This is a genomic window from Sunxiuqinia sp. A32, assembly GCF_052690465.1.
The window spans coordinates 274,682-293,850 of sequence record NZ_JBQYLI010000004.1; the positions used below are offsets into that span (position 1 = coordinate 274,682).

18 protein-coding genes are annotated in these 19,169 nt (G+C 38.2%); 9 read left to right on the forward strand and 9 right to left on the reverse strand.

The window, feature by feature from the left end; translation table 11 throughout:
* Positions 1-17: 17 nt before the first annotated feature.
* From ACUNWD_RS05950 to ACUNWD_RS05960, 3 genes are all read left to right on the forward strand, one after another.
* Complete coding sequence (locus tag ACUNWD_RS05950) at positions 18-2,231, forward strand: hypothetical protein (RefSeq protein WP_445586867.1); 2,214 nt, start codon at positions 18-20, stop codon at positions 2,229-2,231.
* 17 nt (positions 2,232-2,248) lie between these two features.
* Complete coding sequence (locus tag ACUNWD_RS05955; RefSeq protein WP_445586868.1) at positions 2,249-3,367, forward strand: hypothetical protein; 1,119 nt, start codon at positions 2,249-2,251, stop codon at positions 3,365-3,367.
* A 138-nt stretch (positions 3,368-3,505) separates the two neighbouring features.
* Positions 3,506-4,771, forward strand: a complete 1,266-nt coding sequence (locus ACUNWD_RS05960; RefSeq protein WP_445586869.1) for a hypothetical protein — start codon at positions 3,506-3,508, stop codon at positions 4,769-4,771.
* Between the two features lie 88 nt (positions 4,772-4,859).
* On the opposite strand, the gene ACUNWD_RS05965 is transcribed toward ACUNWD_RS05960, so the two are convergent.
* The 4 genes from ACUNWD_RS05965 to ACUNWD_RS05980 form a co-directional block, all read right to left on the reverse strand.
* Positions 4,860-6,218 (reverse strand): Gfo/Idh/MocA family protein, encoded by a 1,359-nt coding sequence (locus tag ACUNWD_RS05965; protein WP_445586870.1) that lies wholly within the window; start codon positions 6,216-6,218, stop codon positions 4,860-4,862.
* Positions 6,219-6,265: 47 nt separating this feature from the next.
* Complete coding sequence (locus tag ACUNWD_RS05970; RefSeq protein ID WP_445586871.1) at positions 6,266-7,315, reverse strand: 3-keto-disaccharide hydrolase; 1,050 nt, start codon at positions 7,313-7,315, stop codon at positions 6,266-6,268.
* A gap of 352 nt (positions 7,316-7,667) precedes the next feature.
* Positions 7,668-7,973 carry an iron-sulfur cluster assembly protein gene (locus ACUNWD_RS05975; protein ID WP_445586872.1) on the reverse strand — a complete coding sequence of 102 codons (306 nt, stop codon included), beginning with the start codon at positions 7,971-7,973 and terminating at the stop codon, positions 7,668-7,670.
* Positions 7,974-7,984: 11 nt separating this feature from the next.
* Positions 7,985-8,407: a SufE family protein gene (locus ACUNWD_RS05980; RefSeq protein ID WP_445586873.1), complete on the reverse strand. Its 423-nt coding sequence runs from the start codon at positions 8,405-8,407 to the stop codon at positions 7,985-7,987.
* 208 nt (positions 8,408-8,615) lie between these two features.
* On the opposite strand from ACUNWD_RS05980, the gene rbr reads away from it, so the two are divergent.
* From rbr to ACUNWD_RS06010, 6 genes are all read left to right on the forward strand, one after another.
* Positions 8,616-9,191, forward strand: coding sequence for a rubrerythrin (rbr, locus tag ACUNWD_RS05985; RefSeq protein ID WP_445586874.1), 576 nt, complete (start codon positions 8,616-8,618; stop codon positions 9,189-9,191).
* A 52-nt stretch (positions 9,192-9,243) separates the two neighbouring features.
* Positions 9,244-10,116 (forward strand): hypothetical protein, encoded by an 873-nt coding sequence (locus ACUNWD_RS05990; protein ID WP_445586875.1) that lies wholly within the window; start codon positions 9,244-9,246, stop codon positions 10,114-10,116.
* Between the two features lie 30 nt (positions 10,117-10,146).
* Positions 10,147-10,797 (forward strand): Crp/Fnr family transcriptional regulator, encoded by a 651-nt coding sequence (locus ACUNWD_RS05995; protein ID WP_445586876.1) that lies wholly within the window; start codon positions 10,147-10,149, stop codon positions 10,795-10,797.
* 95 nt (positions 10,798-10,892) lie between these two features.
* The gene (locus tag ACUNWD_RS06000) at positions 10,893-11,111 is read left to right on the forward strand and encodes a DUF6132 family protein (protein WP_445586877.1); all 219 of its coding nucleotides are present in this window, start codon (positions 10,893-10,895) and stop codon (positions 11,109-11,111) included.
* Positions 11,098-11,406, forward strand: coding sequence for a thioredoxin (gene trxA, locus ACUNWD_RS06005; protein ID WP_445586878.1), 309 nt, complete (start codon positions 11,098-11,100; stop codon positions 11,404-11,406). The genes ACUNWD_RS06000 and trxA overlap by 14 nt, the downstream gene beginning before the upstream one ends.
* A gap of 21 nt (positions 11,407-11,427) precedes the next feature.
* Entirely contained in the window at positions 11,428-11,616 is a 189-nt protein-coding gene (locus ACUNWD_RS06010; protein ID WP_445586879.1) for a 4Fe-4S binding protein, read from the forward strand.
* A gap of 570 nt (positions 11,617-12,186) precedes the next feature.
* On the opposite strand, the gene ACUNWD_RS06015 is transcribed toward ACUNWD_RS06010, so the two are convergent.
* From ACUNWD_RS06015 to sufB, 5 genes are all read right to left on the reverse strand, one after another.
* The gene (locus ACUNWD_RS06015) at positions 12,187-13,407 is read right to left on the reverse strand and encodes an aminotransferase class V-fold PLP-dependent enzyme (protein WP_445586880.1); all 1,221 of its coding nucleotides are present in this window, start codon (positions 13,405-13,407) and stop codon (positions 12,187-12,189) included.
* Positions 13,408-13,605: 198 nt separating this feature from the next.
* A complete protein-coding gene (locus ACUNWD_RS06020) occupies positions 13,606-15,237 on the reverse strand; it encodes a hypothetical protein (protein ID WP_445586881.1) in 1,632 nt (543 codons plus the stop codon).
* A gap of 257 nt (positions 15,238-15,494) precedes the next feature.
* Positions 15,495-16,856, reverse strand: coding sequence for a Fe-S cluster assembly protein SufD (sufD, locus tag ACUNWD_RS06025; RefSeq protein WP_445586882.1), 1,362 nt, complete (start codon positions 16,854-16,856; stop codon positions 15,495-15,497).
* Positions 16,856-17,605 carry a Fe-S cluster assembly ATPase SufC gene (sufC, locus tag ACUNWD_RS06030; RefSeq protein WP_445586883.1) on the reverse strand — a complete coding sequence of 250 codons (750 nt, stop codon included), beginning with the start codon at positions 17,603-17,605 and terminating at the stop codon, positions 16,856-16,858. Before sufC ends, sufD begins: the two co-directional genes overlap by 1 nt.
* Before the next feature lie 74 nt (positions 17,606-17,679).
* Positions 17,680-19,125, reverse strand: a complete 1,446-nt coding sequence (sufB, locus tag ACUNWD_RS06035; RefSeq protein WP_445586884.1) for a Fe-S cluster assembly protein SufB — start codon at positions 19,123-19,125, stop codon at positions 17,680-17,682.
* Positions 19,126-19,169 lie beyond the last annotated feature (44 nt).

Sequence of the window (19,169 nt, forward strand, 5' to 3'; positions counted from 1 at the left end):
GACAAAATACTTCAGCAATGAAAATTTTATTCTATACCCCAATTCTACTTTTGTTTTCCACCTCGTTGTTTGCTCAAGAGCCTATGGAGTACGACGGGAATTGGCAAAACAACAAACGCCATGGTCAAGGAAAAATGATTTATTACGATGGATCGTCATATGACGGAGCATGGGTAAATAACCTTCGAGAAGGACAAGGAACAATGGTCTTCTCAAACGATGAAAAATACAACGGGAATTGGTCAAATGACCAAATCCAGGGAAACGGCACCTATACATTTAAAAATGGTGAAAAATACGAGGGACAATTTGTCAACGCAGTTCCCCATGGAACAGGAACATTTACCCTAAAATCTGGAGATATTTATACTGGCTCGATGGTTCAGGGTGAAATGACAGGAAAAGGTGAAATGAAATTTACTTCTAATAATAATTATACAGGCGACTTTGTAAATGGGAAGTTAAACGGCCATGGAATAATGAACTATTCCACAGGTGATGTTTACGACGGCAGTTGGTCGAATAGCCAACGCGAAGGTTATGGAGTGCAAGACTTTGCAAACGGAGACATTTACAAAGGAGGTTGGAAGAATGATAAAATGTTTGGCATAGGTACTATGATGAAAGCCAATGGCGAAAAGTACGTGGGTGAATTCAACAAGGAATATGAAGGGATGGGTAAACTGACAACAGCCAATGGCGATTATATTCAAGGTGATTTTAAAAATGGAGTAGTTGATGGGACTGCAACCATTTGGTACGCCAATGGCGAGCAATATCAAGGTGAAGTAAACAAAGGGAAACCGGACGGAAACGGAACCTACTTCTATAACGACGGCTCCTATTACAAGGGAGAACTGAAAGATGGCAAACCAGATGGGATGGGCCGACTGATGGCTGAAAACGGAGACATGATCAAAGGTGGCAAGTGGAAAAAAGGTGGTCTACAAAAAACTTTCGAACAAATTGATGCCGGCAGGAAAGCATTTGCAGAAGGCATGCAGGCACTTGCACAAGGTCTGTCTGCAGCAAACCAACAAATGCAGGCCCAAAATGCTCAAATGAAAGCTCAGGCAGCAGTCAATAAAGCACAATGGGATAACTACTTGCGGGAATCAAAGGAATCACAAAACCAATACAACCAGCTCTACCAGGAAGAATTAAACAAGATAAACAGCAATCCGTATAGCAAGAACAACCCAATGAAAGATATGGAGGCCAGAATGGCTGCGTCAAAACGTATGCAGCAGATGAAACAATCACAAAGTTCATCTGGCACCAGCACTACTACAGCCACTCAAACCTCTCCGTCTTTTAATGGTATAAATACAACCAGCTACCAAAACTCACCCAATCATTCTTCGGGCAACTCAACAACTCAAGTTGCAGCACAACGAGAAACAAGAACTGCAAATTCTGAGACAACTCTAATCAAGAAATACTACACGGACAAACCTCATCAACTGCAAGCCGAATATTGGGTGAAAAATGATAAAAATGGCGATATAATCGAACCCCATATTGAACATGGTTTTTACCAATCGTGGTATAAGAATGGAAAAAAAAGACTTGAATGTTATTTCACAAACGGGGAATACGACGGGGAATACAAGTTCTGGAACGAAAATGGTCAAATCAAAGAGTTTTGCACTCACAAAAGTCCTGATTATTCAAGTGCATGTATCGAGATATATTGGGGATGGAAGAATGCTCAACTGGAATCTATTTCATATAGCAACCTGCATGCCGGAGGGAGCAGTGCGATCAATGAAATTAGCTATTATGCCAAAAGAGGCGTGTACGAGTATCATGATAAGCTTAGAACTATGGAATACTTTGCACAATCCGGCAAAGTCAAATCATATGAAGACGATGAAATCAAATTTTATGATGAAGAACATTCTGCAGGGATAAAGAGTGAAGTTTATTATTACAAGAACAAGTGCGTATGGTATATCCAACGAAATGATAAGGGAGATCTTGATTTCATTTCATCCTATTACATCTACGGGAATGGCAACTATCGTCCCGAACCTGAATATGACTGGGGAGCGATTTACTATGACAAAGAAGGAAAGGAGAGCAAAGACATTAAGGATCAAGAGAAGTACAATAATGCTTTACGTTTAAAAAAGATGATCTCGGAAGTAAGTGCCAAAAATATTACAGATATCAAGTCAATCATCAAGCAGTATCTTCCAATGATGGATGTAAACAGATACAACCAGTAACCATAAAACAAACTACAATGAAAATTATATATCTGCTCATACTATTTATTTCTGTTTGCCTAAGTTCATATGCACAACAAGTTATTTCGGGTGATTGTAAAAATGGAACCGGAACCTATCAATATGGAGAAGGAACTGTTTACGAAGGACAATGGAAAGACGGGAAACGACATGGCAAAGGAAAAATGACCTATGCAAAAAAAGTAAATGAATCAAACCTTCCCGCCGGACCAGTAATCGAAGAAGAAAACAAAATTCCCGAAAACATACTGGCGCTTCGTGAGCGTATTCTGGAAGACGTTAACCATTATGGAATCGACTACTTGTTTTTTCATGGAACAGATGGGATGATAGATTTATTAGCGAACGCTGAAAAAGTTGGAGATGCAATCGGTCATAATAAAATTGAACCGCAGGAAAATAATCCGGCACAAAACAAAACCATTATTCGAGAATATTTTGAGTTGGCTAAAAAGATTATTCGCACAGCTGAAACTACCCAAAAACTCACGCTTGAAGCAAAGCAATATTATTACAACCTGATTCATCTCAATTACATCCGCAACCTATGCAATATGGATGTCGCTGCAGGTATGAAAAATATGCGTGACTACACCAATTCCATTCGCAACTTTCAGGATGCTGAAAGGCTTCAAATTGAGGCAGACCACATCATGCTAAAAGCCTATCAGAAGTTTGTTGATGATATTGCAGGCACCATCCCTCTGGTTAGTACGGCTTTGGACATTGTAAAAATTACAACCGGAGAAGATCTGAATGGAGATCAAATAGCCGCTTCCAAAAGGGCTTTTATGGCATTCTCTCTAATCGTTCCGGAAGTACTGGAAAGGGTTTTGGTAAATGACAAACTTCTAAAAGAAACGGTAGATGAATTTGCCGAAAAAATGGCCGACATGACTCCCGAAAAAGTGAAAAGATTTGTTGAAATTGTCGACATTCGGGAACATTATAAAAGGTCATGCGACGTTTTAGCGGAGGTTTATCCGGACAAAGCAGGTCAATTTAAGTGGCTGTCTGAAAACTACGCAAAAGCAGTTGATGCCCAAACAATCGATCCATTAAAAGACGCAGCCTTTAACAAAACTGATGAAATATTGAAAGGGAAGAAAAAATAGTATTAACACGATCTCCCATCTGAAAAATTCAAAATCACAGATGATCTGTAAGTTGTTTTTCATTTTTTTTCAGGAAATTGCAACCAATCAGCTTTTTGCTTGTCATTAGAAATGAAAGTAAAATAGAAAAGCAGAACAATGAAAACATTTCTACTCTCGTCACTCCTTCTAATTAGTGTTTTATACACCACCCAACTTAAGGCTCAAAGCTATGGGAACTACGACAAGGTACCATTTGCAATCAGCTTGGTTCCGCCGATAAGCACGAATGGCACCAACGCTGGCAATTGCATAAATAAATTTTCTTTAAATCTAATTGCCGGGTATTCTGCCGGGCTTTCAGGAATTGAATTTGCCGGATTCTCCAATACCGAACGAGATTTTGTAAGAGGTGCTCAATTTGCAGGTTTTGGAAACTTTGTGAACGGTGATTTCACTGGTTTTCAATATGCAGGTTTTGCCAATTTCAACAAAGGGATTTCAAGAGGCTTTCAATTTTCTGGATTTGCCAATTTCAACTATGCAGAAGCAAATGGTGTTTTAGCGGCCGGATTTGCCAATTTCACAAACGGCAAGTCACTTGCAATTCAGTTGGCGGGATTTACCAACTTTTGTGAGGATGTTCAGGGAACACAACTTGCCGGATTTGCGAACGTCGTCAAAGGAAGTGGAAAAGTAGTACAATTGGCAGGCTTTACAAACATAACACTTGGTGAAGTGAATGGTGTGCAAGCAGCAGGTTTTTTAAACATCTCTAAACAAAGGATGCAGAAACTACAGTTAGCTGGTTTTGCCAACGTTTCCGGTGGAGATCTGGAGGGCGCTCAAATAGCTGGGTTCTTAAATGTTGCAAAAGATGTCAATGGCGTCCAAATTGGATTTATTAATATCGCCGATTCAATAAAAAGTGGAATTCCTATTGGCTTTTTAAGCATTGTGAAAAATGGCTTTAGGGAATTTGAAATTTCGTTTGGTGAAACTTTAAATACTGAAGCAGCCTTCAAAATCGGTGTCGACCAATTTTACAATATTTTTGCAGTAGGAACTCAATTCCTGGGTTCAGATTTTAATTGGGGATTTGCATACGGAATCGGAACTCATTTAATGAAAAAAGAAAATTCAAAAATCCAGCTGGAATTAATGGACTACCATATAAATGAAGGTAAGGGTTGGACAGATAACCTAAATGAATTATATCAGGCAAAAATTACTTTTACAAAAAGGGTGAACGAACACTTTGGGTTCTTTGCGGGTCCGACAGTCAACTTAATGATTAGTGACAACTACCTTCGGGGAGATGCTTTCGAAAGTAACTTTGCTCCGTATGAAGTTATCTCGCATAAAGGAATCCATACTTCTTTAAAAGGATGGATTGGGTTGACAGCAGGGTTAAAAATCAACTAGCGATTTGCATGAGGTGAAAAAAAACTGCTCAAACCTTCAATAAAGATTTAAGCAGTTCATTCTAAATTTAAACTATTCTGTAATTTCCTTAAAGGGACCAACCATCCCTATATTTCCTGTGCAGGAACTCGTTTGCTTCAGGTAGATTGGTAAATTTACCCTGGGCTTCATCATAATTTAGAATTTGCCCCGCTAATTTTTCCCTTAATTCCATCCGCAGAGCAATGTTCCCTAACAAGACTGTTTCGGTAAGTGGTCCTGCAATCTCAAAGTTTGAACCTGGAGTAATGTTTTCTCCTTTACTTGCCAATATCCACTCCATCTCATGTCCTGGTGAAGACGGGATAGTCTGAGGGGGTTTTTTATACGAGTCACGTAATGATTTTGGAAGTATTTCATCACCCAGAATCTTACCCTTTTCCCCAATATAAAGTGTCCCTCCGGTTCGCATTAACTCACCATCCTCCAGTTCAGGAATTCGCATTGGACGAAGACCTCCATCGTACCAGGTTAATGATACAGGTGGTTTGTCCCCACGAGCCGGAAATTCATATTTTACGATTGATGCCAGTGGATACATGTCTTTATTCACCAGTGTAGAGACTGCCTGAATACTTGTAGGATATTTAAGATTCAAATTTTTAAATATCGGATCAAGTTGATGACAACCAATATCGCCTAAAGCTCCCGTCCCAAAGTCCCAAAACCCTCGCCATACGAATGGATGGTACGCTGGATGGTAAGGGCGCATTGGTGCCGGGCCAACAAATAAGTCCCAGTCTAGCTCCTGCGGAACAGGTGGAGTATCTGTTGGCGCATTCAGTCCTTGAGGCCAATAGGTTTTGAACATTCCATTATTGGGGCGATCAGTCCAAACATGAACTTCAGTGATTGGCCCAATAACATCGTCCCAAATCATTTCCCTCAATCTTCGAACTTCGTCGCTTGCCTGCCCTTGATTACCCATTTGAGTTACTACATTGTATTCCTTGGCAGCTTTATTTAACATCCGGGCTTCATGCACCGTATGTGTTAAAGGCTTTTGTGTAAATGTATGCTTTCCACGCTTAATCGCTTCCATGCTAATTACGGCATGTGTATGATCAGGCGTCGCAATGATCACCGCATCAATATCCTTTTGATTATCCAGCATAACCCGATAATCTTTATATTTTTTTGCGCTCGGATACGTCTTAAAAGTAGCGCCAGCTCGATCACCCCAATCAACATCACAAAGAGCTACTATATTCTCTGTCTTCGAAACATTCGCCAAATTTGCTTTTCCCATCCCCCCAATTCCGATTCCTGCTATATTCAATTTGTCGCTTGGAGCAATATACCCCAACCCAGAGACAGCTCTTGATGGTATAATTGTAAACCCTGCAATTGCAGTAGCCGAAGCTCCTATGAAGCTTCTTCGGTTAATTCCTTTATTATTATTTTTCATTGAGCAAATATTAAAATAACCAGAAAAGGCAAAGCGCCTGGGTAATCCTACTTAATGATAGGCGTAAGAACAATGTTACGAAACGATACTAGTCCATGGTCTCCCTGAAGGTAAATTGGTCCGGGAGCATAAACATCCGAAGTCAAGGCACCACCTGTCGGTCCATAAACAGGTTGATTGTCAATAATCTTTTTCCCATTAAGCACAACAGTCACGTGTCTATCACACAACGTTATATCGAAACTTTGCCACGAGCCAGCTGGTTTTTCTGCACTTTCGCTAGGAGTAATTCTGGAATATAAGGCACCCATATTATGAGGATCAAGATCCTGACCATACGAATCCACCACTTGTATTTCGTGCCTTCCTCTTAAGTAAATTCCACTATTATTATGTGGAGGAATATTAGCTTCAATTTTCAAATTAAAATCTTCAAATTCCTGTTCTGTCCTCAAATTTCCATAATGAACAGTCTCACCTTCTGTATGCACAGGATCATTCACCAAGGTATTATCAACGACAGACCATCCATTTGCTTTGTCAGGTTCAACAAGTTTCCAACCAGTCAGGTCTGTTCCATTAAATAATTTAATTGGATCACCATATTTGATGGCACTTAAATCTGGAGCGGCAGGGACATCTGGTAATTTAGTCCCCACAAATGCAGTTGAGTCTAAGCCCATCCCATCTCTTTTAGGTCTGATGTAATAACCAGCAATTTTATCTCCATCTTTCTTCACTTCAAGCCATGTTGAAATCATTTGTACACGATCTGCTTCGCCATCTTCAGTTGTAGTTCTAACAACTTTTCGGGTGTCGCGAATAACATACAGTGCCTCTTTTCCCAAATACATAAAGGAAACCGGAACCACAGATCCTCCAATCCATAACACCGCACCGTCCAAATACTGATCTTCTTGACGAACCTCCAACCAACTTACACCTCCTCCATCTACATCAATAGTCCATTGCCCCAGAAATTGGGAAATCTCAGCATCTGGCACAGTAACCTTGGGTTCGGTGGTTTTCTCCACGCACGAGGAGAACAAAAGAATAGACACAAATAGGAAAGTTGAAATTGATTTTAAATGCTTCATAATTCTTAGGTTTTTGTAGGTAAATTTTAAAAAGAAACAACTTCACATAAGTTACTGATTTTTTTTCGTTTACCACCAATGCTATATAATATTAAAATCCTCCTGATTAAAATATTTACTTAGTTCTAAAAAAAATGAGGGACTGAAACCACTGAGAATCCTTCATGGAGTGATTCCAAAACAATAAATTACCAGCTTATAACAAAACTGACGAGATAATTATAAAGAATGAGATATGGGGTGGGATTGAAAAATCTAGAACATATTAAACTTTTAAGATAATTGTCCTCGAAAAACAACTATCTCAAAAGCAATTATTGGTATTAACATCTCATTAAACCAACTTCCTACACTAAAAGAACCCAAGCTCTAACCTAGCTTCTTCGCTCATCATTGACTTATCCCAAGGCGGCTCAAAAGTGAGCTCAACATGAGCATCATCAACTCCATCAACAGCTAGTGCTGCCTGGCGGGTATCCTCAACCAGCATGTCCGCAACCGGACAGCCAGGTGCTGTAAGCGTCATTATGACATTGGCTTTGTTGCTTTCGTCAACATCCACATTATAAATTAGCCCTAAATCATATATATTGACCGGTATCTCCGGGTCGTAAACGTCTTTCAGCTTTTCAATGATCTGATCTATTCTTACATCCATGGCATTCCTCCTTATCCTGAAATCCTGTTATAAGCAACAGCGTACAATTTAATTTGTTTGATCATGGCCACAAGACCATTTGACCGTGTTGGTGATAAATGTTGTTTCAGTCCAATATCATCAACAAAATGAAGTTCACTTTCCATTAATTCCAAAGGAGTTCTTCCTGAAACAACCCTCAACAATAGAGCAACCAATCCCTTTACGATAACGGCATCACTCTCCCCTTCAAAATAAATTCTCCCTTCACGAAACTCCGGAACCAACCACACTCTGGACTGACATCCTTTGATTAAATGCTGATCATTTTTCTGACTTGGCTTTAATTCTTTCAAATCATTACCTAATTCAATCAAATAACTGTATTTATCCATCCAGTCTTCATACACTGAAAACTCTTCTATAATATCTTGCTGTACCTGTTCAATTGTCATAATTTTCACCTTAACAGGAGGCAAAGGTCGTAAATTTTAAGTGATTGAAAAAATGATCACCATCCATATTCTCCAATGTTAATTTTGATGTAAAAATTTATCTTAAAATTAAGTTCAGACTATATATCACAAATTAACAAAATATCCATTTTCAAACCATAGAATTTTCTTACCTTCATCTACTGAAAAAACCAAAAAAATCACAGATATGAACTCTTTAAAAGGTACTAAAACAGAACAAAACTTGCTAAAGGCTTTTGCTGGTGAGTCGCAAGCAAAAAATAGATATGAATTTTTTGCAAAACAGGCTCGTAAAGATGGACTCCAACAAATTGCTGCAATTTTTGAAGAAACAGCTCTCAATGAGAAAGCACATGCAAAAAGGTTTTTCCGTTTTTTGGAAGGCGGCATGGTTGAAATTACTGCAAGCTATCCTGCTGGCACAATTGGCACAACCCTTGAGAACCTAAAAGCTGCTGCTGATGGCGAAAGTGAAGAATGGACTGACTTGTATCCTGAATTTGCAAAAATTGCAGAAGAAGAAGGTTTTAAGCAAATAGCTGTTGTTTTCAAAACGATCGCTAAAATTGAAAAACACCACGAAGAACGCTATCGGAAATTATACCAAAATCTGGAAGAAGGAAAAGTATTTGAGCGTGAAGGAAAAGTTACCTGGGTATGCCGGGTTTGTGGATTCCTGCATGAATCGACTAAACCACCTCTCAAATGTCCCGCTTGTGAACATCCTCAAGAATATTTCGAAATCGAAGCTAAAAACTACTAGTATATGAGCCGGATTCATCTTTTTGTATCCGGCTATTTTTCAATTGTATCTTATGAAAAAATTCATCAAGCAGAAACTCAAAGACCTTTTCCTTATAATTAAAATCAGAAACCGCTTTTATCCGGCTACTCAGATCAGCCAAAGGCAACTGTATCATTATTATCAGGATTGCAGGAAGAGTGGGAACCTCCCACTATTTAAAGATACTGGGTTTCGAGTTTTTTCTCAATTTGAAGAAGATGGGAAATTATTATTCATATTTTCAATCATTGGAATGGAAAACAAAACTTTCATTGAGATTGGCTCCGATGATGGAATAAACAGTAACTGTGCCAACTTATATTTCAATTTTGGATGGTATGGCCTTTTTATTGATGGAAATGCAAAAGCTATTAAGCGAGGAAAAAAGTTTTTTTCAAAATATCCTCATTCGTGGAATTATTCTCCAAAGTTTATCTGTGAAAAGGTTCAACAAGAAAATATCAACCAAATTATTGACGAAGGTGGTTTCAAAGGAGAAATTGGATTGCTATCGATTGACATTGATGGCAATGATTATTGGATTTGGGACGCCTTAGATATTGTTTCGCCACAAGTAGTTATCATAGAAACACATAATGAATTTGGATTTGAAGATATCGTAGTTCCTTACGATCCTGATTATTCATTTCCAGGGAAGCATCCTGACTATCATGGGGCATCTCCAGTAGCAATGGTTAATTTGGCACATAAAAAAGGATATCGTTTGGTTGGAGCAAATGAGTTGGGATTTAATTTTATTTTTATCAAAAAAGGACTTGTTGACAATGAAATACCTGAAGTTCCAGTTGAATCTGTCTTAAACCATCCTTCAACTATTGAAGGCTTTAAAAAATTCAAAAAAATAAAAGAATGGGATTACATTAGAAATCGTTTTTCTTCTTAAATTCCTCAATAAAATATACTTGACCAATTTATGCAAAATGTCAAAGATCTTCTATTAAAGCGTTTCCCTTATTTCGAAACGCAGCTTCTTTCTGAAATTGACAAAAATGGCACAATTCATGAAGTTGAAGCAGGTGAAGAGATTATGCAGGAAGGACAATATATCAAAGCCTTTCCACTGGTTTTGGAAGGAAGCATTCGAGTTATTCGGTTCGATGATGAAGGACACGAACTATTACTTTACTATCTAAATCCGGGAGAAGCTTGTAGCATGGCTCTAACTTGCTGCATGGGGCAACAAAAAAGCAACATCAGTGCAATTACAGAGCAAGATAGTGTGCTAATCCGTATTCCTGTTGGTTTGTTAGATAAATGGATGGTTCAATTTCCCAGTTGGAAATCATTTATGATGTATGCTTACAGGAAGCGATTCGATGAACTATTGGAAACCATTGATGCCATCGCGTTTATGAATCTTGACCGAAGATTGGAGAAATTCTTTCGTGACCGATTTGAAGCAACTGGTGAAATGATTTTCCGCGGAATTCATCAGGATATTGCCTATCAATTGAATACATCACGCGAAGTCGTTTCCCGACTTCTAAAAAAGATGGAACAAAAGAAACTTCTTAAATTAAGCAGAAACGAAATCGACTTTTCAAATCTAATAAGCTTCAGATAGCGTATCTCCCCTTTTACTATCTTATTTATTGGCTTTGTGACCTAAGTCACTTAGCATTTTATTGGCATGCATTTACTTTGTCAAAAATTGCAATTATGAAAGAATTTGTACTGAAATATAAATGGCGGTTTGTTGGAGTTTTATTAGGTGGGTTTGCAGGATTCTTATACTGGTATTATATCGGTTGTGAATCAGGAACCTGCCCCATTCAATCGAATTGGCATACCAGCTCACTTTATGGAGGGTTGCTAGGATATTTATTTAGCGATATCAAAAAGAAAAAGGAAGAACCCAAGGAAGATGGAACAGTTTAATCAAATTATTAAAGGACAAATACCGGTTATTGTTGATTTTCATGCTAACTGGTGTGCCCCATGTAAGATGATGTCTCCCATTTTGAAGCAATTAAAAGAACAGATGGGAGATAAAATCCGCATCCTGAAAATAGATGTGGACAAGAATCAAGAGATGGCTGTGAGATATAAAGTACGTGGGGTTCCAACGTTGATGGTTTTTCAAAATGGAGCAGTAAAATGGAGTGGTAGCGGCGTCATGCAAGCCGATCATTTAGCTTCGGTAATTTGCTCATCAACAGGTATAACTTGTTAAATATAGACCAGAAAGTAAAAAATGAAACAAATTAAGATTGTTGAGCACCTTTGTCCACAAAACCATTTTTGTCCGGTAGTCTCGGTTTGTCATACCGGAGCAATTATACAAAGGTCACCATTTGAAGCCCCAGCGATTGACGAAAGAAAATGTACCAACTGCGGAAGGTGCACACGCTTTTGCGCATATGGCGCTTTTCAGATAGGTTAACAACAAAAGGGGAAAGATGAAAACAGGAATCCAATTGGGTTCCTGTTTTTATTCAATATGTGACCTCTTTTCTCGTGAGATTGAAAAATCTACGGTCTCTGTATAAATCTCTAAAGGTATCTTCAACCAAATTTCGCAAGGCCATAAATGGAAACAATTTCCAAACTCCTTGATTTCAGCTTTCACTTTCAGATTCTCATTATCTTCCGAGTCAATAATTATTTTAAGCTTTGGTTCTTCACAGCCAAATAAAGTTCGGGGTTTTATACATACCAGAAAATAATTAGCAAAATCATTTTTGGGCATTTGGCACTTTCCCGACTTTGAAAACAATTGATTTAGCTGAGTCGAAGTTGTTACAATAGTCAATTCCTGCCTAATTATAGAAGAACATTCTATTTGAATTTCTTCGCACGGAAAATTTGTAATAAACTCTGTTTGCTGAGCATAAACACCAAAACACGAAAAACAGAATATAATTTGAAGTAAAAGATTTTTTCTCATGCCAAATAATTCCCTTGTATATCAAAGATAAGGCATTTGAAATAATAAACGTTGTAGCAAAAAACATCAACTAAGCATCGGTACTAATTTATTCAATGCTTGAATAAATGAATCAATTTCCTCCAGCGTATTATAAACAGCAAAAGAAATTCGAATTGTGGCTTGAACCTTAAAATGATCCATCACCGGATCAGCGCATAAACGCCCCGTTCGCACAGCAATACCCATCTTGTCAAGCATGGTTCCCAAATCGAATGGGTGAATACCTTCAACATTGAAGGTGATAACCCCAGATTTCTTTGCATGATCTCCATAGATAATCATTCCCGGAATTTCTTTCAGCTTTTTAGTGGCGTATTCCAAAAGTTCATTTTCATAAGCCGCTGCTTCTTCAATATTCAGATTTTGGAGATACTTGACCGCTTCTCCAAATGCTATAACACTTGTAATATTGGGAGTTCCGGCTTCAAACTTATATGGCAACTCATTAAAAGTGGTTTTCTCAAAAGTAACTTCAGAAATCATTTCACCGCCTCCCTGATATGGAGGCATTTTTTCCAATAATTCTTTTTTGCCATATAATATTCCGACACCGTTTGGTCCATACATTTTATGTGCAGAAAAAGCGTAAAAATCTGCATCCATTTCAGCAACATCAACTGGTATATGTTTGATGGCTTGTGCTCCATCAACTAATACTTTGATATTTTTCTCATGAGCTTTGCGAATGATCTCTTCAACAGGGTTGATTGTCCCCAAGGTATTTGCAATATGAGCAACCGCAACTAATTTTGTTTTATTGCTTATCAACTCATCTAACTGCTCAATACAAAGGATGCCTGACTCGTCAAATGGAAGCATCACAATTTTTGCCCCTTTGCGCTCCGCCATCATCTGCCATGGAACAATATTAGCGTGATGTTCCATTTCAGATACAATGATTTCATCTCCTTCATTGATAAAAGCTTCTCCGAATGAAAATGCAACCAAATTGATACTCTCGGTGGTTCCTTTTGTGAAAATAATTTCTTCTCGTGAAGATGCATTTATAAAAGCTGCTACCTGATCACGAACAGCTTCATAATCATTGGTTGCTTTATCAGCCAGGAAGTGGGCTCCACGATGAATATTCCCATAATACTCCAGATACAGCTGCTCTTCTTTTTTTAAAACCTGCAATGGTTTCTGCGAAGAAGCCGCACTATCAAAATAGATTAAAGGTTTATTGTATACCTGCTGATCTAAAATCGGAAAATCTTTACGTATCTGGGAAATATCAAGAGTCATAACAAACGAATATTTTCAATCCTGCAATTAAATTCAAACACCACTTAGCAGATACAAAGCTAATTGATTTTTGGTTATTCATGAACCGTTCGATCTAAATGAAGAAACTTGATAAAATAATATTAAAGTCGTGCCCAATCGACGAAATAAAAAAGGGCATCTGATTCTCAGATACCCTCACCCTCTATAATATTTTCGTTAGTCGCTCAAACTATTATTTGTATCGGTAAATGTTCCGGTTATTGTTACATCGTCCCCTTTCGTTACAGAACCATGAACTGTTATTGATGAATCGTCACCAATAAACTCAATAGTTGATTCACTATTAAGAATTAAATCACCATAAATAACAAGGCTTCCTTCAACTTTCAAAACTCCACCTGCATTAATAATGAAATTCTGATTTTTAGACCCCTGAGCTAATGAACCTCTCATATAGAACTCTCCACCACTATTAATAATAATGTGTTGACTCGCTGCCAAAGATCCACACCAGAATAATGAAGAAGCACTAGTTACTTCAATCTTATCTAAACTTGCAGAACCGCTGTATCCAAGATCTTCGCCAGAGTTAACAGTCAAATTCTTTTTCCCATCATACTCAGGATAATCAGCACATGAAATCTCTGTCTCCTCATCAACAGTTACCATTTTTAAAATCTGTAATCCGCCAGTACCATCAGCCACAAAAACGTATTCTCCTTTACTCATCACATAATTTGCTGACCCAGGTAAATCCAGACTACCGAAATCATCCAAATCATCAATTGCCCCCTCGTTAATGCTTAGTACTGAAACTCCAGCAGCTCCATTTGCAACAAAGACATGCTCGTTATTAACAGAAACAGCATTACAAACCACATCATTAGGCTCAACATCCAAACCAGAAGCATCGGCCAGTGGAATTGTGCTAACATGATCACCTGAAGCAATATTGTATACACCAATGCCATTATATCCCTCTGCTGCCAAAACGTGCCCATTGTAAAAATCGATAGTACGTTTTCCAGCCACATCCGAACTAGTAGAAATACTTGACAATTCTGAAAGATCAACAGGATTGTATATATAAAGACCTTCAACGCCACTTAAAACGACCAGTTGATCATCATTTAATCCAACTGCTCTTAAATCACTCACCCAGATTGAATCATTTTTACTATTATCTGATAAATTATAAGATGCTACAACTCCGTTATCACCTGACACCACGTAAAACTTCTCTGAATCAACTGTCAAATCAGTACCAACATAACCCGGAAGGTCAATAATTTGAGCATCTTCTGATAACAGATTATTTGCCAAATTAATCCTTATGACACATGCTGGATTTGATCCATCTTCCCTGAAATCTGATTTTGCTCCTGCTGCAATAACTGTAGTACTGCTATAGACAATTGAACTCAAATCTATTTCCGGGAGTATCGCGCTTCCAATAAGCTTTGGATCATCAGGATTTGACACATTAATCATATCAACCCCACCCAGATATTCTTCTCCTTCGTAGTTATAAGAAACAAATGCATAATTGTTGCTTAATGCAACGTGAGTCGCCCGAAGAGTCTTCCCTTTATATTTGGGAGGTGTTACCTCTGCGACCAACACTAATGGTAGATCACTGGCCATTTCATCATCAACTGCCGTTGACTTTAGACCTGCCACAGGCAGCGAAGATACAACTCCTGCGCTATCTGTTTTTATGCGGTCATCAAGCCCGTCATTCTGGATTATAACATCAGATTTTTCATCTGTATTGTTATTTATATTCTTCTCACAACTAATTAGTGTAAGCATAAAAAAGATCGTTCCCCAAAATGTAATTTTTCTCATTGTTATCTTTTTATCAGAGTGGAATTTAAGATTCTAAAATTAGCTTATCTTAGAGTAATCCACAAGAATTAAAACTTAGTAATTTCACTTATTTTCGTTTTGACATCTTCCAAAGTCCAACTAATATTAACTACCCCCTTACTCTAACATATCCCCCACTGATGGTAACTTTCTTTTCAACTTTTTTCTAAAACAAAAAAAATGTCTACCGGCTTACCGCCAATAGACATTTGATATTAAATGACTTATCTATTAAATTAGTTCGCATCGCAAGAATGACATCGGGCTAGCTCCCCACGCAATCTTTTATCAACTAATTCATCAATTCGATCTCGTAACGGCTCAATTCTGATTTCCTGAATTACCTCATGGGCAAATGCATTCATTAACATTAGCCGTGCATCAGCTTCATTAATTCCTCTTGCTCGCAAATAAAATAATGCTTCCTCATCAATTTGTCCAACCGTTGCTCCATGACTACATTTTACATCGTCAGCATCAATTATCAACTGAGGTTTTGTATTCATTTTTGCAGAATCAGTTAACAATACATTGTTATTCCGCTGAAAAGCATTTGTTTTTTGAGCATCCCGAACCACATGAATTCGCCCTGTGAATGCACCAACAGAATCTTCATCCAACACATTTTTATATACCTGATTGCTGGTACAGTTTTCCTTGGCATGTTCAATATTGGTATAATTATCAACATGTTGCTTTTTATCGGTAAACGACATTCCATATACATTAGCATCCGCATGCTCTCCATCCAGACTCACCTTCAGGTTATTGCGAATTAAGCCACCATGCAGTGTTGCTGTACTGGTCAGCAAATTAGAATTTGCTTCCAGCTTATAAAATGACGAATTAACCGAGTTTGCTTTATTATTTTGATTCTGGATAGTATACACATCAACAACGGAATCACGCCCGACAAAAACTTCAGTAACGCTATTGCCAAGAAATCCACATGTGCTTAATGTATGGTCACAAAAAACAACCTTCGCCTGGCTATTTTTCCCGGTCGCGATCAAATTTCGTTGTGTTGCAAATACTTCATCCTGTGAACGCATCAGGTTAATTACCTGAATTGGTTTTTCAATATGAACATTATCCGGCACATATAAGAAGAAACCGTCCTTTGCAAAAGCAGTATTTAGTGCAACCATTGGATCATCAGAAAGTGCGGCTTGCCTGTTGAGATAATTTTGCACCAATTCTGGGTGTTCATTTGCCACCTGTGCCAGGCTTCCTGCAACAACTCCCTCTGGCAAATCCAATTTTTGATTACGTGCATAATACCAGCCATTCACCAACAAAACAAGATGAGTATCCAATTGTGGAACATCACAACGAAAAACCTCGTGAAGATCAACATCCACTTTTTCATACTCGAAAATATGTCGGTAATCTTTATTGAATACAGGTTGAAGATTGGTGTATTTATAATTTTCATTCTTGAATCCAGGTATTCCTGTCTTCTCAAATCTGTTAATCGCTATTTCTCGCATCCGGTTAAGCACAGGGGAAGAACCCGAGTCGAGCAAAGACCGGCTTGCATGAAAAAGTGATAAATATTTTTCGCTTATTGCTGTATTTTTTGCTACCAATTGCGTCATTATACAAGTTCTTTTTTAATCCAATCGTATCCTTTTTCTTCCAACTCCAAGGCTAATTCCTTCCCTCCCGATTTTACAATCCGGCCCTTATAAAGTACGTGTACAAAATCTGGAACGATATAATCCAACAAGCGCTGGTAATGCGTAATTACTATTGTAGATCGTTCCGGACTTTTCAAAGCATTTACTCCGTCAGCAACAATTTTTAATGCATCGATATCTAATCCGGAATCTGTTTCGTCCAAGATTGCCAATTTAGGCTCAAGCATTGCCATCTGGAATATTTCATTTTTCTTTTTTTCTCCACCAGAGAATCCTTCATTCACCGAACGATTGGTTAACTGTGAATCTAAATGAAGCATTTCCTTTTTCTCGCGCATCAACTTAAGAAACTCACCTGCAGTTAACGGCTCTAACCCTTTGAACTTGCGATGCTCGTTCACAGACGTTTTAATGAAGTTGACCATTGGCACTCCAGGAATCTCCACAGGATATTGAAAGCTAAGAAAAAGTCCCTTTTTGGCGCGGTCTTCAGCTGCAAGATCCAATAAATTTTCACCTAAAAATTCAACTTCGCCATCAAGCACTTCGTATTCTTCCTTCCCTGCCAATACATTTCCCAAGGTACTTTTTCCTGAGCCATTTGGCCCCATGATGGCATGAACTTCACCTGGTTTAATATCCAGGTTGATCCCTTTCAATATCTCTTGCCCTTCAACGGACGCTTTTAAATTTTTTATTGTAAGCATGTTATTTTTAGTTTCGAGTTTTGAGTCACAGTTTTCAAAAACCTTCACCCAAAATAATTATCAATAATTAATATCTAGCCAACACTACCCTCCAGACTAATCTGCAGCAGTTTCTGAGCTTCAACTGCAAATTCCATCGGTAATTTATTCAACACTTCCTTTGCATAACCATTAACAATCATCCCAATGGCATCCTCGGTTGAAATACCTCGCTGATTGCAATAGAAGATTTGATCTTCACCAATTTTTGAAGTGGTTGCTTCATGTTCAACAACTGATGATTTATTCCCTACTTCGATGTATGGGAATGTATGAGCACCACATGTCGATCCTAATAATAGGGAATCACATTGCGAAAAATTCCTGGAATTAACAGCACCCGGTAAAACCTTCACTAACCCCCTGTATGAATTATCGCTTAAGCCTGCAGAAATCCCTTTTGAGATAATCGTACTTTTAGTATTCCTACCGATGTGAATCATTTTTGTACCGGTATCTGCCTGTTGATGATTATTGGTAACTGCCACTGAATTAAATTCACCGACCGAATTATCTCCCATCAAAATACAACTAGGATATTTCCAGGTAATTGCGGATCCGGTTTCGACCTGTGTCCAACTAATTTTTGACGATTCTCCCCGACACACTCCGCGTTTCGTTACAAAATTGTAAACACCACCTTTACCTTCTTTATTTCCAGGATACCAGTTTTGAACCGTTGAGTATTTTACTTCTGCTCGATCCATGGTAACGATTTCGACAACCGCGGCATGCAACTGGTTCTCATCACGCATTGGTGCAGTACAACCTTCCAAGTAGCTCACATAGCTATCATCTTCTGCAACAATCAAGGTGCGTTCAAACTGTCCGGTTCCAGCTGCATTTATTCTAAAATAAGTCGATAATTCCATCGGACATCTAACACCTTTAGGAATGTAACAAAATGATCCATCGGAAAAAACGGCAGAATTTAATGCTGCAAAAAAGTTATCGGAAACAGGAACTGACATTCCCAGATATTTTTTAATCAAATCAGGGTGCTCTTTTACTGCCTCACTGAATGAGCAAAAGATAATTCCCTTCTCTGCTAAAGTTTCTTTAAAGGTTGTCTTTACAGAAACGCTATCAATAACCGCATCAACAGCAACTCCAGCCAACATCTTCTGCTCCTCCAATGGAATTCCTAATTTGTTAAATGTTTCCAGCAAATCTGGATCAACCTGATCCAAACTTTCATATTCCGGTTTCGACTTTGGTGCAGCATAATAAATAATCTCTTGAAAATCGATTGGTGGAATCTTCAAATAAGCCCAGTCCGGCATTGGCATCTTTTGCCATTTCTTATATGCATCCAATCGAAACTCAAGCATAAACTCTGGCTCACCTTTCTTCGCAGAAATCATGCGAATGACATCTTCATTCAAACCTTTAGGAATGGTGTCCATCTCAAAATCAGAGGTGAACCCAAACTTATATTCTTGTGAAGTAACTTCGTGTAATATCTTATCTTGTTCTTCCATATCTCACTTCCTTATATCAGTTCTCTTGTTGTGTGAGTATAACA